At 50.8% G+C, this 21,100-nt stretch carries 25 protein-coding genes; 21 read left to right on the top strand and 4 right to left on the bottom strand.

Going from position 1 to position 21,100, the window contains the following annotated elements:
• Positions 1 to 49 precede the first annotated feature (49 nt).
• The gene (locus HV237_RS25230; RefSeq protein ID WP_048665987.1) at positions 50 to 1,156 is read left to right on the top strand and encodes a site-specific integrase; all 1,107 of its coding nucleotides are present in this window, start codon (positions 50 to 52) and stop codon (positions 1,154 to 1,156) included.
• On the opposite strand, the gene HV237_RS25225 is transcribed toward HV237_RS25230, so the two are convergent.
• Positions 1,148 to 1,534 carry a transcriptional regulator gene (locus HV237_RS25225; protein WP_000224608.1) on the bottom strand — a complete coding sequence of 129 codons (387 nt, stop codon included), beginning with the start codon at positions 1,532 to 1,534 and terminating at the stop codon, positions 1,148 to 1,150. The two genes, HV237_RS25230 and HV237_RS25225, sit on opposite strands and share 9 nt — an antisense overlap.
• Positions 1,535 to 1,798: 264 nt before the next feature.
• Here HV237_RS25225 and HV237_RS25220 point away from each other — a divergent pair, with 264 nt between their 5' ends.
• The 5 genes from HV237_RS25220 to HV237_RS25200 all read left to right on the top strand — a co-directional run bounded on the left by HV237_RS25220 (position 1,799) and on the right by HV237_RS25200 (position 9,988).
• On the top strand, positions 1,799 to 2,011 hold the full coding sequence (locus tag HV237_RS25220; protein WP_004110118.1) for a hypothetical protein: 213 nt from the start codon (positions 1,799 to 1,801) through the stop codon (positions 2,009 to 2,011).
• 109 nt (positions 2,012 to 2,120) lie between these two features.
• Entirely contained in the window at positions 2,121 to 4,517 is a 2,397-nt protein-coding gene (locus HV237_RS25215; protein ID WP_181541874.1) for a porphyrin biosynthesis protein, read from the top strand.
• 96 nt (positions 4,518 to 4,613) lie between these two features.
• Positions 4,614 to 5,849: an AAA family ATPase gene (locus tag HV237_RS25210; protein WP_131405955.1), complete on the top strand. Its 1,236-nt coding sequence runs from the start codon at positions 4,614 to 4,616 to the stop codon at positions 5,847 to 5,849.
• Positions 5,850 to 6,029: 180 nt separating this feature from the next.
• Positions 6,030 to 9,548 (top strand): DNA polymerase III subunit alpha, encoded by a 3,519-nt coding sequence (dnaE, locus tag HV237_RS25205; protein ID WP_131405954.1) that lies wholly within the window; start codon positions 6,030 to 6,032, stop codon positions 9,546 to 9,548.
• Complete coding sequence (locus tag HV237_RS25200; RefSeq protein WP_130715028.1) at positions 9,545 to 9,988, top strand: hypothetical protein; 444 nt, start codon at positions 9,545 to 9,547, stop codon at positions 9,986 to 9,988. Before dnaE ends, HV237_RS25200 begins: the two co-directional genes overlap by 4 nt.
• Positions 9,989 to 10,145: 157 nt before the next feature.
• Here the strand turns inward: HV237_RS25200 and cspG are convergent, their stop codons facing one another.
• Positions 10,146 to 10,361, bottom strand: a complete 216-nt coding sequence (gene cspG, locus HV237_RS25195; RefSeq protein ID WP_130224581.1) for a cold shock protein CspG — start codon at positions 10,359 to 10,361, stop codon at positions 10,146 to 10,148.
• Between the two features lie 376 nt (positions 10,362 to 10,737).
• Here cspG and HV237_RS25190 point away from each other — a divergent pair, with 376 nt between their 5' ends.
• Together HV237_RS25190 and HV237_RS25185 are read left to right on the top strand one after the other, a co-directional pair.
• On the top strand, positions 10,738 to 11,163 hold the full coding sequence (locus HV237_RS25190; RefSeq protein ID WP_131405953.1) for a hypothetical protein: 426 nt from the start codon (positions 10,738 to 10,740) through the stop codon (positions 11,161 to 11,163).
• A gap of 10 nt (positions 11,164 to 11,173) precedes the next feature.
• Complete coding sequence (locus HV237_RS25185; protein ID WP_047722225.1) at positions 11,174 to 11,473, top strand: hypothetical protein; 300 nt, start codon at positions 11,174 to 11,176, stop codon at positions 11,471 to 11,473.
• Positions 11,474 to 11,514: 41 nt separating this feature from the next.
• Here HV237_RS25185 and HV237_RS25180 read toward each other — a convergent pair whose 3' ends face one another.
• A complete protein-coding gene (locus HV237_RS25180; RefSeq protein ID WP_047722227.1) occupies positions 11,515 to 12,189 on the bottom strand; it encodes a hypothetical protein in 675 nt (224 codons plus the stop codon).
• Between the two features lie 158 nt (positions 12,190 to 12,347).
• Here HV237_RS25180 and HV237_RS25175 point away from each other — a divergent pair, with 158 nt between their 5' ends.
• The 13 genes from HV237_RS25175 (at position 12,348) to HV237_RS25115 (ending at position 19,437) form a co-directional block, all read left to right on the top strand.
• A complete protein-coding gene (locus tag HV237_RS25175; protein WP_000102109.1) occupies positions 12,348 to 12,779 on the top strand; it encodes a hypothetical protein in 432 nt (143 codons plus the stop codon).
• A gap of 119 nt (positions 12,780 to 12,898) precedes the next feature.
• Complete coding sequence (locus tag HV237_RS25170; protein WP_131405952.1) at positions 12,899 to 13,927, top strand: regulator; 1,029 nt, start codon at positions 12,899 to 12,901, stop codon at positions 13,925 to 13,927.
• A gap of 60 nt (positions 13,928 to 13,987) precedes the next feature.
• On the top strand, positions 13,988 to 14,932 hold the full coding sequence (locus HV237_RS25165) for a 5'-3' exonuclease H3TH domain-containing protein (RefSeq protein WP_022649902.1): 945 nt from the start codon (positions 13,988 to 13,990) through the stop codon (positions 14,930 to 14,932).
• Positions 14,932 to 15,198, top strand: coding sequence for a hypothetical protein (locus HV237_RS25160; protein WP_130715027.1), 267 nt, complete (start codon positions 14,932 to 14,934; stop codon positions 15,196 to 15,198). Before HV237_RS25165 ends, HV237_RS25160 begins: the two co-directional genes overlap by 1 nt.
• Before the next feature lie 2 nt (positions 15,199 to 15,200).
• Entirely contained in the window at positions 15,201 to 16,277 is a 1,077-nt protein-coding gene (locus HV237_RS25155) for a recombinase (protein ID WP_130715026.1), read from the top strand.
• A 90-nt stretch (positions 16,278 to 16,367) separates the two neighbouring features.
• Positions 16,368 to 16,568 (top strand): hypothetical protein, encoded by a 201-nt coding sequence (locus HV237_RS25150; RefSeq protein WP_000589750.1) that lies wholly within the window; start codon positions 16,368 to 16,370, stop codon positions 16,566 to 16,568.
• Positions 16,569 to 16,571: 3 nt separating this feature from the next.
• The gene (locus tag HV237_RS25145) at positions 16,572 to 17,402 is read left to right on the top strand and encodes an SPFH domain-containing protein (RefSeq protein WP_004110049.1); all 831 of its coding nucleotides are present in this window, start codon (positions 16,572 to 16,574) and stop codon (positions 17,400 to 17,402) included.
• A 162-nt stretch (positions 17,403 to 17,564) separates the two neighbouring features.
• Positions 17,565 to 17,936: a DUF2591 domain-containing protein gene (locus HV237_RS25140; RefSeq protein ID WP_000801005.1), complete on the top strand. Its 372-nt coding sequence runs from the start codon at positions 17,565 to 17,567 to the stop codon at positions 17,934 to 17,936.
• The gene (locus HV237_RS25135) at positions 17,920 to 18,330 is read left to right on the top strand and encodes a hypothetical protein (protein ID WP_032655922.1); all 411 of its coding nucleotides are present in this window, start codon (positions 17,920 to 17,922) and stop codon (positions 18,328 to 18,330) included. The genes HV237_RS25140 and HV237_RS25135 overlap by 17 nt, the downstream gene beginning before the upstream one ends.
• A gap of 67 nt (positions 18,331 to 18,397) precedes the next feature.
• Positions 18,398 to 18,673, top strand: a complete 276-nt coding sequence (locus tag HV237_RS25130) for a hypothetical protein (RefSeq protein ID WP_004110038.1) — start codon at positions 18,398 to 18,400, stop codon at positions 18,671 to 18,673.
• Between the two features lie 40 nt (positions 18,674 to 18,713).
• A complete protein-coding gene (locus HV237_RS25125) occupies positions 18,714 to 18,893 on the top strand; it encodes a hypothetical protein (protein ID WP_004110036.1) in 180 nt (59 codons plus the stop codon).
• Complete coding sequence (locus tag HV237_RS25120; RefSeq protein ID WP_016051670.1) at positions 18,890 to 19,225, top strand: hypothetical protein; 336 nt, start codon at positions 18,890 to 18,892, stop codon at positions 19,223 to 19,225. The genes HV237_RS25125 and HV237_RS25120 overlap by 4 nt, the downstream gene beginning before the upstream one ends.
• On the top strand, positions 19,225 to 19,437 hold the full coding sequence (locus HV237_RS25115; protein WP_006812558.1) for a hypothetical protein: 213 nt from the start codon (positions 19,225 to 19,227) through the stop codon (positions 19,435 to 19,437). Before HV237_RS25120 ends, HV237_RS25115 begins: the two co-directional genes overlap by 1 nt.
• 607 nt (positions 19,438 to 20,044) lie before the next feature.
• Here the strand turns inward: HV237_RS25115 and repA are convergent.
• Positions 20,045 to 21,100 carry a replication protein RepA gene (repA, locus tag HV237_RS25110; protein WP_001293470.1) on the bottom strand — a complete coding sequence of 352 codons (1,056 nt, stop codon included), beginning with the start codon at positions 21,098 to 21,100 and terminating at the stop codon, positions 20,045 to 20,047.

Below are 21,100 nucleotides of genomic sequence, written 5' to 3'. Positions count from 1 at the left end.
ATATACTGTTTATACATACAGTAAAAGGGCTTCACTCAGTGAGTGGACGATGAAAAACACCTTTGATAAAGCACGCGCAGCAGAAAACACCTCTCGGGAAGCCATCGAGTACCTCGAACGCGCTTCCGGTTTGTCGGCAATGTCGACCGCCAAATTCGACGGAGACATGTCATTTTCTTCCGCCTTCATGTTATTCACTCGCTTATCTTTACTGATAACGAGGCGTCGACCTGAAATAGCTGTTCATTGTGTTTTGATACATGTAATGCCGCATATCTCTGAAGTAAAGGTAAGTGATATAAGTAGGGTCTTGGTTAACCAGCTGGTGAACCCGCTGATACTGGAAGGCAAGATCGTCCAGGGCAGACGTGTGTTCTCCCTGATGAAACAGTTCCTGAGCTGGTGCGCCTTTCAGGGGCTGATTGATACATCACCGTTGAATGATATGTCGCTCAACAGAGTTGCCGGTGGCGCAAAGCCAGTACCGCGCGAACGTAAGCTGACCGACGCCGAGGTCTGGGTATTCTGGAACGTCTGGGATTACTTCAATGTGTGCGAAGGCACAAAGTGGGCGGCCAGGCTCTGTCTTGTCGCTGCCAGACGCCCCGATGAAGTGCTCCGAGCCAGAAAGGATGAGTTCAACCTTCAACGTGATGTATGGAATCAAGGTACGCGTAACAAATCGGCCAGACAGCACGCGCTGCCGTTAAGCCCATTAATGCGCAAATGCGTGGAAGAGTTGTTTGAGTACGGGAAAGGCAGCCAGTGGCTCGTTCCTTCGAATAAGAAGAAGGGCGTGGATACGCCAATGTCTAAGGTGGCCATTGCCCAGGCACTGAGAAGGATACTGGAACGACCTGAGTTGATGGAGGTTGAGTCATTCACCCCACGCGATCTGAGACGTACAGCGCGTAGTTATTTCCCTGCTCTAGGGATTAACCAGGAGGTGGCTCGTAAGATTATGAACCACAGTCTTGAAGGGATAGATCGCGTCTATGATCGCCACGATTATATGGATGAGATGCGAGACGCCTTGAACAACTTCTCAGCGTACATCGCATCTATCGTTAATCAAACAGACTTAGACGAGATAGACCACAAATTCAAGGGAGATCGTCTAGCCACCGAGCTTATTCGTGTAAATTTCTCACAGTGACTTGATGGCCTCGACCACCTTTTCTGATGCGCCCTGCTGACCGTTAAAACGGTTACGGAACGCTTCTAGAACAAGTTTTTCATCAGCGGAGAGAGGCGCAGTTCCCTCTTCGCGAAAAAATTCGAGCAACTCAGGGTGGCGTTCTTCCAGAACCATCAGCATCAGTCGAACCGGGTCTGCATCTAGCGCTTTAGCTAAAGCTCGAACTTTATCTACCGGCAGCGGGATTTTGCCGCTTTTAATGAGGGAGAGATTGTTGGCGTTCTTGTACCCAACCTCTTTGGCAATGGTGGCCTGACTTTTAGGCGAGATTGTGATTAACGAGTCAATATAAGCTGCGTAGCGACCTTGTTTGATCTCTGTTTCGTTGGTAGCCATGTAGTAAACCTTGCGTGTTTTGTTTATCTCTGGTAAGTGCTTACTGATATTACAGCAAAGGCCAGGGTTGTAAAGACTTATCTATTTAATTTCGATAGGTACTAATCCCCTGGGACACCGCTATTATACTATGTTTTTTAGGCAATTTGTCACTATTAGCTTACAGGCAAAAGTAATACGTATCTGATATAGACTCATTCCATATTGATACAATAGGTAGTAGTATTGACAAACTTTCAAATGTGTTCAGTTGGATGATATGAAATGAAAAATATAACTTCTAAATTGACCGCCCTTGAGGTTGGACACGCGTATGCGATTGGACTGGATGGCGTGGCAACGATCCTGACGGAATTGGAATCCGAAGAGCTTCCCGTGGAGATGGTTGATACGACGGTTTTCACTTTTGAGCTAAAAAATAAACATTTCACTCTCATCAATACTGGCTGCGGCTCTCTTGCCGTTAGAACCATTTAAAACACATTCCTGCCGATAGAAGCCTGTACGAACAGCTTAGTCGCCTGTTCGTACAGTGATAAATTACGCACATCAGAAAACAAATTGTTTTAATAACAAGGAAATTCTCATGTCCAAAGCCATGACCAGATCTGTGCTGAAAGAGGTACAGGACTTCCGCGACTGCGTAAAACGAGTTGTAGCGATGCTTTCAGGTAAACAGATACCTGTTGCAGAGCGAGGCAATGAAGCATATGTCCGCTACAACCGGCGCGGCGAACCAGTGCTGGTAAATATCCCATCTATACCTGACGACGCATCGCCAACCCTCATGAACGCAGTGCGTGGTTTTCTCGACCATGAGGTAGCCCATATCCTCTTTACTGATCCGAAAGTCGCAATGAAGATGCGCGAGAAAGGAAAGGCTCCGTCTACCGGTCTTTGGAACGCGCTGGAAGACGTTTTTATTGAACGCAGAATGGGACAGGTATTCAACGGAACTCGTCGCAATTTGCTGGCCACACAGAACCTGGTGATCGACAAATACTTCAAGGGCAAAGTGTCAGAGGCGGTTTCAATCTGCCACGGCAACCAGCGTGAATTGTTCCTGAAATTCTTCCTTTGCCCGGTCGTCCGCGCCTGGGATGGCCAAAGCCCTTTCATCGACTTTATGGAAGAACACTGGCACCTCATCGATAAGCCTGTAGCCTTGCTCAAAGAACATGGGATCGACGTGGCCGTTCGCAATATGTCGAACACAGAAGACTGTGTGAAGGTCGCAGCTGCTATCGCCCAAATCATGCAGGATATGAAAGACAAGCCAGAGGGCAAATTACCAGAGCTGAAATCGTCTGCTAGGAAGCCGTCGAAGAGTGAGGACGAGTCAGAGGAAACCCCAGAAGCCGGTGATGAACCGACTCATAGTGAATCAGCACCAAAGCGTACCAAAGGCGAAGACGACGACAAGGAAGAACAAGAAGATGATGCCTCAGAAGAGGAAGAGTCTGGGGATTCTGATTTGCCTGAATCAGTAGATAGGGACTTACCTACAGAAGATAAAGAAATTAGTGATACAGAAAGTAAATATACAGAAGCAGGCGAAGAGGAATCAGGAGACACCCCAGAATCCGATGATGCCGGCATGGAATCAGGTGATTCTGATGACGAAGGTAGTAGTGATGACACTGGCTCTCCAACGCTTGGTGATGGCATTCGCGAAGACGCCGATGACTCCGATGGTTATGGCTCTGGCGCCGCTGGCGATGGTGATAGTGATGACGGCGAAGACTCTGATGCTGGTCACGGGGAGTCCGAAGGAGAAGGAGAAGGAGAAGGAGAAGGAGAAGGAGAAGGAGAAGAGGAAGATGACGCAGCCGATCACACAGACGGCGAAGGCAAAGAAAATGAAGATGCCGCGGAAGCGCCTGAAGACAGTGAGTCAGGTTTTGTTCCCGCTCCGGATGAAATGACTCTGGAGGAAGCACTCAAGGCGCTCGACGAGATGGAAGACGGAACAGGCGAAATGACCGAAGACGCGCTGTCGGCCACCATCAGCAAAGAGCTTATGAGTACCTCACTTTCTGAGTATCGCCCATACGATCGTTCATACGACTTTATCGGGTTGATTGATGAGGCTGAAGAGCATGTAAAGCGCACCAGAAAGACGTTCGGCGCAATCCCAATGCACTCACCGGTCGATCGCTACCGCATGGTTCCGGAAGGTAGAAAACTCTTTGAACTGAAAATCGAAAAACATCTGTCAGCAGGCGTTTCTTCGACTCTGGCCAAAGACCTAGAGCGAGCTATCGCCAGCCGCAACCGAGTTCAGTTTATCCCAGGCCAGAGACGTGGGCGGATACATGGCGCGAACCTGTATCGTCTGGCAATGAACGACGACCGCGTATTCCGCAAGAAAGAAGACCACAGAGCCGTGAACGCGTGCGTCCAGCAGGTGATCGACTTGTCCGGCTCAATGGGCGGCAGGAAGATTCAACTGGCACTCGCCAGCGCCTACACCATTGCGGATGCTCTGGATCGTATCAATGTGCCTAACATCATCACCGGCTTTACCACGTTTGGTAGTCCGGATTATGAAACCATGTCGAAGCGCGGGTTTACTCGTTTCGAGGCGCTAATGCTGCCCATTATCAAAAACTGGAATGAGAAAGCTAACTCTCCAGAGATCCGCGCCCGCATGGGCTGCGTGTGTGAGACGTTCCCCCTGCTCAATAACGTCGATGGTGAGAGCGTCGCGCAGCTGGCGACTCTGTTTGCAGGGCGAATGGAGGACAAGAAGATCATGCTGGTTATGAGCGACGGGGCGCCATGTGCTGCAGGCGATGGGTTCCATCAGCATTTGCGAACCGTCACCAAAGAAATTGAGACGTTGAGTGACATCGATTTGATGGCTATCGGCGTTCTGACCGACGCACCACGGCGTTACTACAAAAATTACGCACTGGTAAACAGCGTAGAAGAGTTAGGGCCGTCAGTCGTCACTGAGCTATCTCGTATCATTCTTGGGTAATTGTTTTACCCGTAAAAATAAGTAATCACTTACTATACAGACTAATATATTTATATAAGATATACCCCACGAACGACAAACAGTAAGGAAAAACACATGACCGCTACTGCACTACAGCAAGAAGAACATTTGCCGGAAGCCATCGTCTGCAAGTGGTGTGGCAAATCCTTTCATTACCTGAAATCCCATATCTCTATGGGCCGTTGCGAAAACATTCCTGAGTCCGCGAAGGGTCTGGACGTGGACGAAGTGGTGAAAATGTACACCTCTGCGTTTCCGGATGAACCAACGATCTCTCGCACGGCACTGGCCAAACTCAATGAGAAGCTTGCCGAAAAGCATTCAGGCGAAGGAAAAGTAGCGGAGATTAGCGCACATCCGGGCTACGTAGGAACGGTCGAATACAAGACTGAACTGGTGGCCGCGCACGAGCTGCTTGGCGTAACGATCAAAGAGCTGGGAACGCCACGCGGAAAACCACTACAGGTGACAGTCAACGTCAACACGCCATATCCGGAGTTCGTACCGGAAGCGAAGAAGAACTATGTGTATGGCGACTTCGACCTGATTAAAGACATCTTCATGATGCTGGAAATCGGAATCCCAGGCTATCTCTGGGGTCATGCAGGAACCGGTAAATCTTCTCTTCCTACGCAGCTATGCGCCCTGCTGAATCGACCACTGATCCGCGCCCAGCATACGGCGTCTATGGAAGAAGCACACGTTACAGGCCAGATCCTCGCTCGCGATGGCTCCACCTACTTCGAGCCGGGTTTGCTGGCGCTGGCGATGAAAAATGGCTGGGTGTACCTCGCTGATGAATATGACTTCGCGTTCCCGCAGATTCTGGGTGTGTACCAGCCAGTTCTTGAAGGAGAGCCGCTGATCATCAAAGAGGCAACTCCGGACTGGCGCCGTATCACTCCGCATAAACGCTTTGCCTTCATTGGCACTGGCAACACTAACGGCTCTGGCGACGAAACGGGTCTCTATCAAGGAACGAACATCCAGAACGCGGCGAACTTCTCGCGCTTCGGCATTGTTTCGAACGTGAAGTACATGAGCACTAAGGCTGAAGTCAACATGCTGGCTGAGGCTGGCGTCATCCGCGAATACGCCGAGAAGATGGTGAAATTCGCGAACCTTGTCCGTGAAGGTTATGAACAGCATCTGATCAGCCAGCCAATCGGCCCTCGCGAGCTGCTGCTGTCCGCAAAAATCGGAATGATGCGCGGTGATTTCTCTGCCGGCATCGAAAAGTCGTTTATCAATAAACTTCCATCCACGTCTGCACAGGCAGCGCGTGAAGTGGTTCAGAAGATCTTCGGTTAATCGTGCGTAAAGGATGTTTCGGCTCTCTTATCGCAGCGTCTGAAACTGGCCGGGCTTGTCTGGCGTGTCCGGATAGGTCCGAGTGCCACCAGTCAGCCAAAGAGGTTGCGATTTCGATGTATGGGAAGTTCGTTGGCTTCCCCAATGACAAAATCAAGAAAACCAGAAAGGTAAAAACACATGAAGGCTCTGATGGTCAGAACTGACTTCTCCCTGGGAGAGTCGGCTCTAAAAGCAGAAAACGCGGTGAAAATCGCGAGAGACGCTGGCTACACCGCTGTCATTTCCGCTGACAGCATGAACATTGCCAGTGTGATCCCCCTGCAACGTGCCGCTGGCGACGACATGGCGGTTATTTGTGGTGTTAAGCTGAATGTTGTCGACGATCCGACATACGAGCACCGCGCCCGCCTTGCGAAAGAGTCAGGGGGATGTATGGGATCATTGGTACGTGATCGCAGCTACTGCTTCACGGCACTGATAAAGAATGAGCAAGGTTATCGCGACGTGTGCGAACTGATGACCTTAGCCAACAAGCGCGAGCAATTCTACTTTGTCCCGCGTCTGGCGCTTGACCAGCTGGCGGCCGCATATGCCAAAGGCAACATCATCCTGCTGACGTCTGACATTGGCAGTGTATTCCAGCGCCGGGACTTCGCAAAGATTATCGGGACGCTGGTGACAGCTGGAGGACGCGATAACTTCTACAGCGTGGTTTATCCGCACCCTACCCCATTCTACGACCAGATTAACGTCCGGGCGATGAAAGTGGCGAGCGCACTGAAAATAGAGCCAGTGGCATTCTATCCCGCTTATTACGAAGCGGTCGACGACGCTGACATTAAAGACATTGCGCACATGGTTACGAACAACATCAAAATCGACCAGCCGCATCGTCTGCGTATTCCCCACCAGCGAGATAACGCCGTTAATGGTCGCCGCCATCTCCTTGAAGCACTGAAAGCCTTCTCCGTTCGAATGGATGTGCCGGTAATAGCTGCAATGGCCTCAACAACGCAGGACACTATTATTGAAGCCTGCACATGGCGCTGGCATGAATTGCCACCAGCACTGCCCAAGATGGCAGACGACGAACCTGCAACGCTGATGAAGCTGGCTGTCGCGGGGCTGCGCAAGCGTCTTACTACCAAAGAGTTTGGCTACACCCCACCGGCTTCTGAGCACCGTGTGTATGTTGATCGCCTGAAGTACGAAATGGACACGCTGACCCGCCTGGGCTTCTGTGGCTACTTCCTGATGGTGCGCGACCTGATGAATCACAGCCGTGAAACTGGCATTCCTGTCGGGCCTGGTCGTGGTTCCTCTGCCGGTTCTCTGGTGGCGTGGTGCATAGGCATAACCAACGTAGATCCTATCCGTCACGGTCTTCTGTTTGAGCGTTTCATCAACCCTGAACGTCTAGACTTGCCGGATGCGGATCTGGACTTCAGCCAGGCACGTCGTCATGAGGTGATCGAGTATCTGAATGAACGCTATGGCGAAGATTACGTTGCCGGTATTCCGAACTTCACCTATCTGGGCGCCGCTTCTGCGCTGCGTGACACTGCGCGTATTTACGGTGTCGACGCTGCTGATATGGCGGTATCCAAAGAGTTCAAGAATCTGGAGGACGATAGCCTGTCACTGGAAGAGCTGCGCGAGCAACTGGCCAGCCTGGACAAATACGCCACGAAAAACCCGGAAGCGTTCAAAGCGGCGTGTAAGCTGCAAAGCCTGATGCGTGGTTTTGGCCGTCACGCAGCGGGGATGATCGTCGCTGGCGTTCCACTGGTAGAGCGCACGCCCGTCGAGCTGCGTGGCAACGCTCGCTGTATTGCATTCGATAAACGTTACTGCGAGGCGATGGGGCTGATTAAGTTGGACGTTCTCGGTCTGGCAACGCTCGATCTGCTGGATAGCGCGAAACGCTACATCAAAGAGAGCACCGGGGATGACATCAATCTCGATGCGATCCCACTGGACGATCGCAAGGTTCTGGATGGGTTCGCTGCAGGGTACACTCAGGGCGTATTCCAGCTGGAGTCCGGCCCCATGCGCAAGCTGCTTAAAGATCTTGGCGGCGGCATTGAACCAATGAGCTTCAAAACCGTTGTCGCCACGACCGCACTCTTCCGACCTGGCCCGATTCAATCCGGCATGTTGGACGACTATGTCTCCGTGGCCAAAGGCTTCATGGCTCCACAGTCGCTGCACCCGGTACTGGACGAACTTACCGCGGAAACCAACGGCGTGATTCTGTATCAGGAACAGACGATGAACGCGACACGATTGCTGGCCGGCTTCACGATGGCCGAAGCAGATGGTGTGCGTAAAGCGATCGGTAAAAAGGATATGGAAAAGATGAAGAGCATGGGCGAGAAGTTCGTCGTTCAGGCTCAAGGTGGTTGGATCGATGTTGAGATGGAAGACGGCACCACGCAGCGTATTCACCGCGCGGAACACTTCAAATGTGAGGACGGCGCACTGCGGACGGTCGAAGAAGCGCTGGAGGCAGGTGTGAAATTGCCTATGGCTGCTGTACGCGTTACAGGGTCACAACCGGGCTTGTCTGAGACGAAAGCTAAGGAGATCTGGGATGCCTTCGAGAAGAACGGTGCGTATCAGTTCAACAAATCACACTCCGTTGCCTACTCGCTGATCAGCTATCAGTCTATGTGGTTAAAGACACATTACCCTGCTGAGTTCTTCGCTGCTGCGCTCACCATTCTGGGCGAGGATAAACACCAGGGGCTGGTTAAGGATGCGCTGACCTATGGCATTCGCGTATTGCCACCAGACGTTAACGTGTCATCTAACCGAATTGAGATCCGCACGCTGGAAGACGGCAGCCAGGTTCTGTATGCGCCATTCTCTGCTGTGAAAGGCTGTTCTGAGAATGGTTGCCAAGCCATCATGAGAGCGCGTGAGAAAGTTGGCGGCAAATTCGAGTCACTTGAGCAATTTGAGGAGGCGGTCGAGAAGCATGCGTGTAACAGCCGGGTACGCGAGTCACTGCAAAAAGTAGGTGCGTTCGCATCGATTGAGCCTGGCAGTCTGCCAGCGACAGATCCGGAACGGCTGCGCGACCAGGCAGAGTTGATGGGCAATCTGGTGATCGACGCTGTAAAAGCCTCTCGACCGTTCGAGATGAACCCTAAGCGCTCTGCTGAAGTGAATGTACTGATGACTCGCATGGCGGCCGAAATGGGTCTGGGAGACGACCTGATTCGCCCAAGCATTGGCATTAAGCCGAAAATCATGGTCATTCTGGACAACGCGAACGGCAATGATGGGCGTACCGGCTACTTCATGGAGAACGGCTACGACGACTTTAAGGCGAAGTTGCTTACTGCAGGCGATCTGCGCATGGGCGATCTCTACGTCACCGGCGTGTGCAAAAAGGTGAAAGACAAAGAAAAGGACTACACCAAAGACGAGATCGGCCAGTTCACCGACTTTATGCGTGAAGAGATCAATCTGGTGCGTCCGACCTATGTGCTGACGTGTGGCAGCCGGGCGACGTCACTCTTCAACAACAAGAGCAAACCATCCGACCTGGTTGGACGCAAAGAGTACCTGCCAGAGCTGGATGTGACCGTTTTCTACGGATTTAACCCGAACATTTTGTACTTTCGCCCAGAGGAAGGCGAAAAGCTGGAAGCAATTCTGGCAGAGGTAGCGGAGACTATTAGCAAATGAATAAAGAGAACACCATGAACGAGGCACAGAAGATTGCACAAGCGCTGGCGGCTATCCCAGCGGATTTTCAGGATAAAGCAGTTGCGGCCACCATGCGGTCGCAGTTCTGGGAGATCATCGACTGCCCGGTCACGTTAGATCTGGCGCTGGCGTTCGCCTGGCTGGATGGTGCCGATAAAGTCAGTCGTCTGCGTAAATGTGCCAGAGCGCTGGCGCTTAAAACGCAAGATCCGAAGGCGTGCCAGTATCTGCTGGAGATTTACGAATCGGATAATCCAGAGGAACAGCTGGAGGCGTTCAAAGTGTTCCGCAATCGGCTGGTGCTGAAGGTGGCCAAAGAGTTTATGGAAGTGAACAAGATTGGCGATGTGAGACAGTACAGGCTGAAACGCCAGACCAGAGTCACGCTATCCAACATTTTTGGTACGAAAGTCGCATAAACAAAAAACCCGCCGATTGGCGGGTTTCATTTATTGGTGGCGTGTTGGTCGGGCGAATGCCGCCAGATCAGCCTTTCACCGTCTGATAATCACATCGTTCTGTCTACTCAGGCTAAAGCCGTCTTCGTTATCGCAGCAAATGGATTACCAGAGTGTATTAGCTTAAGGCTACAACGTTTGCTGCTGCCGGGCCTTTAGCGCCATTCTCGATAGAGAACTCAACTTTCTGGCCTTCATCCAGGGTACGGAAGTCATTGCTCTGGATTGCAGAGAAGTGAACGAACACATCTTTGCTACCATCAGCAGGAGTGATAAAGCCGAAGCCTTTATCAGCGTTAAACCATTTTACTAAACCAGTCATTTTGTTAGACATAGATATTACCTTCTTGATTCGAGAGCCACACAACGCGGCGAATTTGGTCTGATAGAGTGGGACTTACTTGGGCACTTAGGAGGAGACTCACGAAGAAGGGAAATCTGTTGGATAACACCTGAACTACGGACTGCTTTACTAAAACTGCTTTCATAAGGTCTGTCTTGCAAACCGACGCCACTATTAAGTCATGACCTTAAACTTTGTGCAATATTTATTTTTCCATTCTCACAATCTCCCTCCAACTGAACACCTTTCCAGACCCACAGTTTTTGTAGGGATGATCTTGTTTATTTTGGAAAATTTGGGAACATACCACCCACCAACGATGGTACTGAATTAAATCATTTGGTTTTCAAAATGGAGTCCCTGGGTTATGGATAGAATAAAAAACACGCTGATAACAGCGATGTGCTTCGGAATGGTTGGTTGTGCCGGCATGAAGGTACCTGATTATGCCGAGATAAAAACAAGCCCGTACTACTCAGAATGCCGCGAGTTCGCTGCCGATGTGTACAAGAACAATGGTTACAGCAAACTGGCCAACACGGTGATCCTAACAATGGACGACCACAAGGCCCAGGCCATTGTTTCCGGATGCGTAGTGACGATGGGCAAAAATAGTGTTGAGGAAGCAAAGTCCGATCTGAACAAGAAGGCTGCGGGATACGGAATAATCAGTGGAGCTTGTTACGACGCCTCATGTCGTGTTGATACTGAGCAGCAGTTGAAAGCCTACACGCTGGGAAGCTATTACGCGGCATACAAGAAATTCCCTGATCAAATGAAACCTGAGTTTTAAGGATAAAACGATGAAAAGCATGATCAAAACTCTGACTCTGACCGCTACGATTCTCACACTGTCAGGTTGTGCTTTCCCGGATAAGGATGGAGATTACGGCGCTTACGTCTATAACTGCCAGCAGTATGCTTACGGCAAATCCTACGCATTTGAACACAGAGATTTCGCATATAAAGTTTGCAAAGACGCCGCCAAACTTTGGGGAGATGAAGTCCCAGCCTATGTCATCAGGCAAATCAAACTTCACCCGGAGATCCCTGCTGATGAAATCAAATATGCAGCAATGGCCGGTTCATTGGGCAACAACTAACAATAACCAGTTAACGGAGGCATTGCGGCCTCCGTTAATGTTTATTGAAAAAACTGTTCAAGGTCATTTTCTGGTTTTTTCGCTTTTAACGCCCCAGCCTGAACGAAAGTTTTGCATAACTTGGTCGGAATAATATAACCACCATCAGTTGCGCCGTTGTTTATTGCCAAACCAGCATTAACATAACCTACCAAGAGTGGGTCATCATTAGATCTAGAGCTAAACCCTCCTCTTAGGCAAAATTCAGCCAATTGTTCAATATCGAAGGCAGGTACTCTTTCAAGAGCATAAAGCAAGCGTCTCAAAGTGTTGAAATCAATATCTTCCCTGGCAAAAGCCTTGAGGAAAGATGCCACCAACTCTGGTTTTTTCTCACTTTCCATACGGTCAATTATTTCGATCAGACTGGCACCTGCTTTACCGGCGAACTTGTCGTCATCATTCAGACGGTCAGTCATTTCAATACGCTCAGATTCAGTCATCTCCGACAAAGGGTTCAGAAAGTGAACTAATTTATCCGTGAAGATTTGGTCGCGGATATGGCCTGCCGTTTTATATACACCGACCAGCGTATTCACGAAGGGGATGGATTCAAGAGCCTTAGATTCAAGCAAGGCATCAAGACCTAGTTCGACATACTCTTTTCCAAGCTCGACTACAGATTCGGATTTTATGGCGCTGATTAATGCGCGGCCGGGTTTCGTGTCCTTTGCCATTTGAGCCTCTTATTTGGGGACGGTATCCACCATTTTTGTATAGCGACAATAGTACCAAACAGGAGATCTGTATAACCTCCATTTTTTGCCCCAACATGCAACACCCTGCATTACTCATGATAAAATTAACACATCAATGTAAGTGGAAACTTAATACCATGAGCACCGATATCTACGAAAAAATCATGTCCGATCTGGAGTTCGACCGCGACAATCTTGAAGAAGTCTGGCGTCAGCAACCGCGCCTGTTGATGGAATACGGCTCTAAGCTGGCGCGGGCAGAACGCGAGGTCGCAGATGCAAAACTCTCTCTCGATGCGATTGAGGCGAAAATCTACGACAATGAGCGTAAGAACCTGAGTATGAACGGCATTAAGTTTAATGAGTCCGTACTGGAGGCGAAGGTTAGAACCAACCCGCAATACCTCGCAAAGCGCCAGAAACTCGACGATGCCCGGCACATTGCAGATCTGTACAAGCACGCTGTAGCCGCCTTCTCTCACCGCCGCGACATGATTGTCCAGGCGTCCAAAATGGCTATCGTGGAGATTGAACGTTTGGGCGCCGAACGTTTCCACTCTCCCCGTTAATTTATGCTAGATCGTAAGTAAGTACTGATCTATCATTCTTCTCGCTCGAAAGAGCCACGAATAAACGAACGCCCAACGCGCATAGCGCCAATGGCCACAATCACAACAAGGAGAAATACATGTCTAAGTCATTACTTGATCTGCTTAACAAGACCCGTGGCGATATTGCTTCTAAACGTGGCAATAACGTTGATTTGACCCGTCTGAAAGACGGCAATAACTATCTGCGCATTTTTCCGAACAAGGACGACCCGAATGGCGTGTTCTTCCAGACTTTCGGTATGCACTACGTTAAGCATCAGAATGAGGAAGGCAAAGATGTAACCACCGCCTACATCTGCGAACAGCACACCCACGGCCACGCTTGCCAGCTGTGTGAGATGGTTATGGAAGGTCGTGCTCGCTTTAAGGGCAATAAAGCGATGGAAGAGCGCATTAACAGTATGCGTGCCACACCGCGTTATCTGGTCAACGGTGTTCTGTCTGCGCGTGAAGACTTTGCGGATGCAGAGAAATGCCAGCTGATTGAGCTGCCGTCTACGGTCTTCGACGATATCTGCAAAGTGATGTCCGAAGATATTGCGGATGATATCGGCAACCCACTGAGCAAAGAAGAAGGCTATGCGTTCCTGATTAAGCGTACCGGTTCCGGTCGTGACACCAAGTACGACGTATCCCCGAAACGTAAAGTCTACAAAGGCGACATTCCTGAGAAGCTATGGACTACTCAACACGATCTGATCGCATACGCGAACCAGGCTGACGAAACCCGTCTGCTGTCTACAGCTCGCACTATGGGTCGTCTGATTGGTATCGCGGCTCCGGCAGCAACAATGTCGTCTCCGGCCATTTCTTCCGCTGCAAAATCAGCCGCTGCTGAACTGCCAGGCTTTGGCTCTATCACTGGTCATACGGAAGGTGCAGCTGCTGTCGCTACAGCACACACTCCGGCTCCAGAGTCCACCAGCCTGGTTGATGAAGAGATCCTGCGTGCCGCTGAAGCTGAGTTCAAACCGGAAACTAAACCGGAAGAAGTTAAAGCTCCGGAAGCCGCCGCAGCTGCAAGTGCTTCAGCATCTTCTGCCGCTGCATCTGCACCAGCTGACGAAGGTCTCGACGACCTGCTGGCTGAACTGGACGCTCTGTAATCCCATAACGTGACCAGTAAGGCGTCTACGGACGCCTTACTTTTTGGAAGGAGTGTACCGGTGAATTATCTCTTTGTGGACGGTAACAGCCTGGGCTATTACCACCAGCAATCCGACAAATTACACAACGGCGAGATGGAAGTTCAGGCGGCTTTTGGCTTCGTGAAGAACGTTCGTCGTTACGCCTCAATTCTCCATGCCCGGCCAATGATCTTGTGGGATGGATTCAGCGACAAACGTCGCGACTTCTACCCGGAGTACAAAGCGAATCGCGATGACGACCCGGATATGAAGAAGATGAAAGAAGGCTTTGCCATCCAGAAGCCGTACATCTTGAAAATGATGACCGCGCTGGGCGTTAACCAACTCATTGCAAAGGACGCAGAAGCGGACGACCTGGCTGGAATGCTGGTCTCTCGCCTGGCTCCGCAGCCGACCGTCGATCACATCTACCTGCTGACGGGCGATGGCGACTGGCTCCAGTTGGTTCGCGAGAATGTGAGCTGGGTAAGCCTGCGTGAAGATGCCAAGCACAAGCAGGTGAACTTCGAACAGTTCGCAGAGCTGACAGGTCTGCCAACACCACGCGCGTTTCTGGAAGCGAAAGCGTTGCAGGGCGATAACTCGGACAACATCAAAGGCGTCGGCGGCATTGGTGATGGTGGCGCGAAAGAGCTGCTTCATGAGTGGGGAAGCGTGGCCGCAATGGTACGCGGCATTAACGACGGTTCCATTGTCATCAATAAGGGTCGCTATAAGACGGCATTCAACAAGCTGGCAAAGAACGCCTTCAACGAGAAGACGGGCTGCCGGATGCTCGAAGCCTTTAAGCGCAACATGATGCTGATGAACCTTATCGACACAAAATTCCCACCCAGCGAAATCGAGTCGATTAAAGGCGCACGCGACATGAATGCCTTCGAACAGATGTGTTACGAGCTGAATTTCCGGTCGTTTCTGGAAGATCTGGAAGTGTTTGTTCTGCCATTTGAGAGGTACTGCTGATGCTGAAATCCATCATTAATGGCGGGGCAACTACGCCAACCATGCTGGCTAAAGAGATTGTCTTCTGCCACGGCGAGCACGCTGTGATGGCGCTGCCGAACATTCTGGGCGCTGCTGGCATTTCTGCAACTGAGCGCGAGTTCGCGCTGGTCAGCGAGCAGGTCGTGAAGATCATCGCTCGCGTCGCCAAACACCTGAACCACGACGCAATCAAGTTTGACGAAGCCGCTGCTTCGAAGCGAATCAACGAATCAAAAGGAGCCTAATCATGGCAAAAGGCAAATCCGCACTGGCACTGGCGCTGAAAAAGAAAATCGGCAGCAATGACGAGATCCAGAAGGTCTCCCACTGGATTGACTCCGGTTTCCCTCCACTGAACAAAGCCATTTCCGGACGTTACGACGGCGGTTTTCCGTGTGGGCGTATCGTTGAAGTCTTCGGGCCACCAAGCGCCGGTAAAACCTTTTTGGCGACGGCTGCAATGGTGTCAGCACAGAAACAGGATGGTCTGGCCGTGTTCCTTGACCACGAAAACAGTTTCGACGTTGGTCTTGCGGTGGCGAATGGCTTGAACGCCGACGAAGATGACGGCCAGTGGGTTTACAAACAGCCGGATACCTTCGAAGACTCCGTCGAGCTGATCGGCACAATCCTCAAGCTGGTGCGCGACGAAGAGCTTATCCCGGAAACAGCCCCTATCTGCATCGTTGCCGACTCTCTGGCGTCGATGGTTCCGAACTCGAAGGCTGAGAAGTTCGACAAGATGGCAGAAGGCACTGCGAAGGACAAAGATCAGCTGAACATGAACGACAACACGGCGCTGGCGCGCGCGACGAGTGCGAACTTCCCTACTCTGGCGCTCTGGGCGCGTAAGTACAACGCGTGCATCATCTTCTTGAACCAGGTGCGTACCAAAATTGGTGTGATGTTTGGCGATCCGACTACGTCTCCGGGTGGCGACTCTCCGAAGTTCTACGCGTCGGTGCGCATCCGTCTGGGTGCATCCGTCATGAAGGATGGCAAAGAGAAGATCGGACAGGACGTTGGCGCCGAGTGCATTAAAAACAAAGTCGCGCCTCCGTTTGGCAAATGCTCATGGAAATTCTACTTCGACCCGACTCGCGGGCTGGACGTCATCGAATCGCTGGTTGAGTACATGCTGGAAGAAGGATACCTGCCCAAGAACGCCAGCGGGCGTGTGGAAATTAGCGATAAGAAATACACCAAATCGCAGATCGTCGAGATGTACCGCGAGAAGCCACTCCCGGAAATCATCGCAGCACTCCAGGCGATAGACGAACGGCGAGCGAAAGAGTCGTCCCCAGCAGAGACAGAAGAAGCGTAATCACAAGGCGTCCAATGGACGCCTTTTTATACTTGAAAATATATAAGTACTTACTTATCATTTCTACACCAAAACGACAAAAGGAAACACATGATCAAGGGTTATCTCATGGCTGTTTCAGCGGTGATATCAGTCTGCTTTATCTACGGTTTACTGGTTCCATCGCTTATCTCAGCTAAAAGCGATCTGGCCTTATTTATCGGACTTGCCATCGCTGTAGTCTTCCCGGTTGCCTTGTTAAAAGCTGGCCGAAGGTATATCAACTCACTCAATAAAACTAAGGAGAAGTAAGTAATGAAGAAAGGTTTACTGGCGGTGGCTTTGGCTGCTATTTGCACAATGGGTCTGACCGGCTGCGATCGCGTGGAACCGGGGTACGTTGGCATTAAGGTAAACAAATTGGGTGAAGACAAAGGTATCGGTGAAGTTGTCGGCGTTGGCCGTCAGTGGACTGGTCTGAATACCGAGCTGTACACCTTCCCCACTTTCAAACAGATGAAAACCTACGATGAGCCGTTCACATTCCAGATGAGCGACGGTACAGCTATCGGCCACAAAATTGGTGTGGCATATCTGGTTAATCGCGACAAAGTAACTACCGTATTCCAGACCTATCGCAAAGGTGTTGATGACATTACCGACACTGATCTGCGCCAGAAGATTGCGGACTCACTGAACCGTCTGGCCAGCCGCATGACTACCGACACGTTCATCGACGGCGGCAAGGCGTCTCTGCTCGACAATGCGCTGAAAGACATTCAGGCAGAAATGTCACCGGTAGGTATTGAGGTTATTAGCCTGTCATGGGTGGGCAAACCAGACTACCCGGACACTGTCATCGAATCTATCAATGCCAAAGTGACCGCGAACCAGAAAACGCTCCAGCGCCAGCAGGAAGTTGAGCAGCGCAAGGCAGAAGCGAACATGCTGCGTGAACAAGCCGAAGGTGAAGCCGACGCTATCCGCAAGCGTGCTCAAGCAGAAGCTGATGCCATCAAGTTGCGCGGTGAAGCATTGCGTCAGAACCCGAACGTCATGGAGCTGGAAGCCATCAACAAATGGAATGGCCAGTTGCCTCAGTACATGACTGAAGGGGCTAATACTCCGTTTATCGCGTTGAAGTAACAGCCTTTTCAAAGATACGGCGTCCACTTGGACGCCTTTTTTATTTCCGTATTATCACCAACAAGAAAACAAATTGGTTACTAATACGGAATTACCATCCGTAGAAGTACAAAGTGACAACGCCACATAGTTGTTCGGCAACGGATGAGAAGGAGATCGGGAATGAAAAATTACAGCGAGATGACGGACTTTGAGATTAACTGCCTGGTCGCGGAAGCCACCGGCCACCGACCGCTCATTTCACAATATGGCTGGAAAGGCTCACAGGAAGGCGATTACACAGCAGTGGTCGCCATCGGCCCGAACGGAGCCGGAACCTTCGACTGGTGTAACGATCCGGAAGATGCGTGGGACATTATTTACCGACACAGAATCGGTGTAATTCCTGCCAGACAGCCCGGTGAGTGGAGAGCGGCCCACAGAAAGGTGGATAGCTCAACGCCACAACATCTGATCCAGAACCCTAACCCTTTCAGAGCGGCAATGACCGTGTTCCTTTTAATGCAGGAGAAAAAGCATGAAGAAACTGTATGACGCGGCCAACGCTGCGCTGGATGTAGTGGATACCGAAATTGCCCAGGGCTTCCCGGAGCCAGAATGGGCGACGCAGCTGCGTGAGGCGATTGCAGAGATGAACGCACCGGAACCTTCAGAAGATGAAGCCGACTGGCAGCGTTTCATCAGAATGTACGCGGAAGAGATTGGCCCGACGCCCACCGCTGAACAGGCCATGCTGCTCAAGTACTTCAAGGAGGCTGGAGAGAATCTGCCGGTTGATGATACACCGCACTGGTTTCACGCCGCCTGGCGTAAGTTCGACGTGATCTACACCCGCGGTCTGGGAAGCAAAGATATGGTCGTCTGGCATCTGATGCACATTGATAAAGCTGTAGACCGCACGCTGGAGAAGTTCTTTCCTCCAGCCTGAACACAATGATTGTGCGCCGCATGGCGCACATTAATATAAATAAGTACTTACCAACAAGGAGAAACACATGAAGATTTTGGTTCGCATTTCAGCCAGCACCGACTATGACGTTTACCCGTTGTTCATGGTCAAGTGTGATGGGCTGAACGATGAAGAAATTCAAGCGGCAATTGAGCGCAATCTCGTTGAGTACACAGGCATGGATGCGGATTCTGTGTATGTCGATGATGACGGTGTTTGTTGGCACAACGGTAGTTGCTGGTACGTCGACGACACGATGCCGGTAAGCGATGAAGACGCGGCTCATCTTGAGCGTATCTTAGGCATCAGCACTTTTGAGTGATATTTACAGCAAAAAATATATAAGTTAGTATCTACCTATCATGAAAACTGTATTAGACACTTTATTACTTATTGTCTCGATAGCTTTTGTGCTCGATTGCATCTTCACCGGAGCAATCCGTAAAGCGCTGGCGCCTGTTAATGGCGCGATGGTTAATGCGCTGGCCGTAGTGCTGGTATTCGACTCAGCATTCGGCGTTATCAAAGGAGTCGTGGCATGAAGAAAATAGCCCTGGCTCTGGCGCTGCTCTCCCTCCCTGTCTACGCGGACACGCACGTCTATGAGTGTGAGATGTCAGTGGCCGAAGTGAAGAACGACGTGATCCGCAATGTCGTCAAAGCCAGCTACGGCGCGATGGTTGTGGACAGCGGCGAACAGTTTTATGTTGTGCGCGATGATCGCGTCCTGTCTTCCCCCTATCTCACCAAACGTAACGGCAAACTGTCTGGCGTGGGTGAAGATAAGTTCGTTTACAACAAATCAGGTGATGTCTACGGCGTTCACGCGAAGAACGCCAGCTATCTTTTCGATGACTGCAAGGAGGTTGGTTGATGGCGGTTACACTGGCAGGTCTGGAAATCGAAAAAACAAGCGGCTACTGGCGTGCCAAAGGGTTTAAGCAACCTGGCGTGCTGGAACGTCTGGAACGTGAGGACGGTGTCATTGTCCACCAGCGTCGCGAATGGCGCATGTACGATCCGGAAACAGGTAAGCTCACGACGAAGGCCGGGACACTCTGGGGTCTGCTGAAGAAAATCCACTGATAACCCTAACCACTGCGGTGAGTAGCCAGCTCACCGCGTGCGTATCCGGCCCATAACCACTGTAGTGAGTAAAACGCCTGCCGTGACATCCGGTATCCACTGTAGTGAGTAAAGTGGAGATTATCGACGTCGCTATCCACTGTAGGGAGTAAACAGGCGTTCATTCGCAGCAAACAACCACTATAGAGAGTGATGGAATGCGCTCTCCAGCGGGTATCCACTATGGAGAGTAAACCTTCACTGTTTTCAGCAGATATCTACTCTCCACAGTGGATAGTAAATCCAGCCAACCGGTTCTGCTCTCCACAGTGGATAGTAAATCCAGCCAACCGGTTCTGCTCTCCACAGTGGATAGCCAATAGCGAAGGGAGCAACGATAACCACTATAGAGAGTGGATTTAACAAGTCACCCAGTGACCACTAACCTCGCAGCCCTTGTTTCATCTAGGTTTGTAACCACTAACATTTATTTCGTTATTTGAGCGCTACTGCCTACAGTGGTTACTATTCGGTAGTTGTTACTCACTACAGTGGTTAGCGGATTTCAGATAAACAAAAGGCTCACTACAGCGGATAGTGAGCCTTTCTACTCTCTACAGTGGTTGGGCTATTTGCGAGCCTTTGCCTTGCGCAGCTCTTCGAGAATCGCCAGTTCTTCCTTGCTCAACATGACCATCTCACCCTCTTTTTCTTCAGGAACAACATCGATAATGTCCTCCTGATCATCACCAGGCAAGATGTCTTCTGGTTCTTCAGGCGCAGCTTTAGTTGGTGGCAGTGCTGGGCGTAATTTCGGCCGCCTATAGTGGATGATGAAGTAGACCGAGCTGCCGCGCTTCACTTCGGTGTAATCGAGATAGCCGATCTCCCGCAGCTGCTCCATCGCCTTCCTGACTGTCGCGTTCTGGGTGATGGTGCGGCTGGTTAAGTTAAGTCTGGCGCGTAAGCGAGCCAACGAGATTGGTGCCGGGTCAGGAGGCAAACTTTCGATGAAGGTGTAGAGCGCCTGCGCGGATTCTTTTCTGGAGAGTTCGTTGATTGCCCGGAGTTGCAGAAGAACCTTTTTGTCGAACTGGTAGAGTTCGAAAATCTTAGGATCAGCCTGCAGAGAGACCGTGTCGTTCTTGGTGCTGTACTTTGCTGTCTGCACAAGGTGCGTCACGTAATACTCATCAGAGCCTTTACTGCGGAATGAGATCGTGTTTGTGGCGATACGAGTTAGAGAACTGTCCAGGCGCTTACGTAACTTCGCTGACGATCTGGCCGTTGGTATACCACAGAGCCTGACGAACTCGACGAACGGTAACGTGACAGTGTCGCCAACAACCTTGTGCTTAGCGAACGCGTGGATGATGCCAACCCACGTTTTGAAGTCGTTATCCATATCCAGACGAACACCGGAGATCCTTATGTCCTCGTACCCTTCAGCTTTGGCCAGAGACAGCTGTTTGAGTTCAGCAGAGGCGTCCATAGAGACCATTTGCCCCTTTCTGCCCCTGGCGGTCGATTTCAGCGTTGGAACGAAGAGACCAAGACGCATCAGAGCAACGGGCTGAACTGTGTTGTTGGTGTTAGGAACTAACGTAACAACTTCGCCTGTCTTTTTGTCTGTTTCTGAGAATGCTTCAACGATCGCTATGTTTTTATTGCCGTTTTCGCTCAT

Origin of the sequence: Citrobacter sp. RHBSTW-00570, assembly GCF_013739755.1 — a bacterium.
GTDB classification, from domain to species: Bacteria; Pseudomonadota; Gammaproteobacteria; order Enterobacterales; family Enterobacteriaceae; genus Citrobacter; species Citrobacter braakii.
This window is presented reverse-complemented; position numbering and strand designations above follow the sequence as displayed.

Excerpts from the sequence above, each read along its gene's own strand:
- HV237_RS25230 (WP_048665987.1), top strand. The coding sequence starts at position 50 with ATGAAAAACACCTTTGATAAAGCACGCGCAGCAGAAAACACCTCTCGG.
- HV237_RS25225 (WP_000224608.1), bottom strand. The coding sequence starts at position 1,534 with ATGGCTACCAACGAAACAGAGATCAAACAAGGTCGCTACGCAGCTTAT.
- HV237_RS25220 (WP_004110118.1), top strand. The coding sequence starts at position 1,799 with ATGAAAAATATAACTTCTAAATTGACCGCCCTTGAGGTTGGACACGCG.
- HV237_RS25215 (WP_181541874.1), top strand. The coding sequence starts at position 2,121 with ATGTCCAAAGCCATGACCAGATCTGTGCTGAAAGAGGTACAGGACTTC.
- HV237_RS25210 (WP_131405955.1), top strand. The coding sequence starts at position 4,614 with ATGACCGCTACTGCACTACAGCAAGAAGAACATTTGCCGGAAGCCATC.
- dnaE (WP_131405954.1), top strand. The coding sequence starts at position 6,030 with ATGAAGGCTCTGATGGTCAGAACTGACTTCTCCCTGGGAGAGTCGGCT.
- HV237_RS25200 (WP_130715028.1), top strand. The coding sequence starts at position 9,545 with ATGAATAAAGAGAACACCATGAACGAGGCACAGAAGATTGCACAAGCG.
- cspG (WP_130224581.1), bottom strand. The coding sequence starts at position 10,361 with ATGTCTAACAAAATGACTGGTTTAGTAAAATGGTTTAACGCTGATAAA.
- HV237_RS25190 (WP_131405953.1), top strand. The coding sequence starts at position 10,738 with ATGGATAGAATAAAAAACACGCTGATAACAGCGATGTGCTTCGGAATG.
- HV237_RS25185 (WP_047722225.1), top strand. The coding sequence starts at position 11,174 with ATGAAAAGCATGATCAAAACTCTGACTCTGACCGCTACGATTCTCACA.
- HV237_RS25180 (WP_047722227.1), bottom strand. The coding sequence starts at position 12,189 with ATGGCAAAGGACACGAAACCCGGCCGCGCATTAATCAGCGCCATAAAA.
- HV237_RS25175 (WP_000102109.1), top strand. The coding sequence starts at position 12,348 with ATGAGCACCGATATCTACGAAAAAATCATGTCCGATCTGGAGTTCGAC.
- HV237_RS25170 (WP_131405952.1), top strand. The coding sequence starts at position 12,899 with ATGTCTAAGTCATTACTTGATCTGCTTAACAAGACCCGTGGCGATATT.
- HV237_RS25160 (WP_130715027.1), top strand. The coding sequence starts at position 14,932 with ATGCTGAAATCCATCATTAATGGCGGGGCAACTACGCCAACCATGCTG.
- HV237_RS25155 (WP_130715026.1), top strand. The coding sequence starts at position 15,201 with ATGGCAAAAGGCAAATCCGCACTGGCACTGGCGCTGAAAAAGAAAATC.
- HV237_RS25150 (WP_000589750.1), top strand. The coding sequence starts at position 16,368 with ATGATCAAGGGTTATCTCATGGCTGTTTCAGCGGTGATATCAGTCTGC.
- HV237_RS25145 (WP_004110049.1), top strand. The coding sequence starts at position 16,572 with ATGAAGAAAGGTTTACTGGCGGTGGCTTTGGCTGCTATTTGCACAATG.
- HV237_RS25140 (WP_000801005.1), top strand. The coding sequence starts at position 17,565 with ATGAAAAATTACAGCGAGATGACGGACTTTGAGATTAACTGCCTGGTC.
- HV237_RS25135 (WP_032655922.1), top strand. The coding sequence starts at position 17,920 with ATGAAGAAACTGTATGACGCGGCCAACGCTGCGCTGGATGTAGTGGAT.
- HV237_RS25130 (WP_004110038.1), top strand. The coding sequence starts at position 18,398 with ATGAAGATTTTGGTTCGCATTTCAGCCAGCACCGACTATGACGTTTAC.
- HV237_RS25125 (WP_004110036.1), top strand. The coding sequence starts at position 18,714 with ATGAAAACTGTATTAGACACTTTATTACTTATTGTCTCGATAGCTTTT.
- HV237_RS25120 (WP_016051670.1), top strand. The coding sequence starts at position 18,890 with ATGAAGAAAATAGCCCTGGCTCTGGCGCTGCTCTCCCTCCCTGTCTAC.
- HV237_RS25115 (WP_006812558.1), top strand. The coding sequence starts at position 19,225 with ATGGCGGTTACACTGGCAGGTCTGGAAATCGAAAAAACAAGCGGCTAC.
- repA (WP_001293470.1), bottom strand. The coding sequence starts at position 21,100 with ATGAGCGAAAACGGCAATAAAAACATAGCGATCGTTGAAGCATTCTCA.